Source organism: Pseudomonas sp. ICMP 10191 (assembly GCF_001467335.1).
Lineage (GTDB): Bacteria > Pseudomonadota > Gammaproteobacteria > Pseudomonadales > Pseudomonadaceae > Aquipseudomonas > Aquipseudomonas cerasi.
In genome coordinates, this window is sequence record NZ_LKGW01000077.1 from 1 (window position 1) to 292 (window position 292).

The window sequence follows — 292 nt, forward strand, 5'->3', positions numbered from 1 at the left end:
CCATCGACCAGCCGTAGACCTCACGGGCAGCCAGGCGACCGGGCATGTGGTGATAGATGAACGGACCAGACCCGCCCAGTGCCGGCGCGTCCTCGCTGTGCAGGCTGGCATCGGCCCCGAGGTAGATCGCGGCGTGGTTCGGGAAGTGACAAGGCCTGCCCACGGTCGGGATCTGAAACACCAGCAGGTCGCCGCGCTGGGGCTGTTCGACCCGGACAAAGCCGCAGGCCTCGTAGTTCTCTTCGTAATGGCTGGGGCTGTCCGGATCTTCCCACCACAGTTCCTTGCGCTC

The 292-nt window shown here is 65.8% G+C and carries 1 protein-coding gene; it reads right to left on the reverse strand.

Going from position 1 to position 292, the window contains the following annotated elements:
• A partial coding sequence (locus tag AO388_RS28490; RefSeq protein WP_161937159.1) for an NlpC/P60 family protein occupies positions 1-292 on the reverse strand: 292 nt, incomplete at both ends.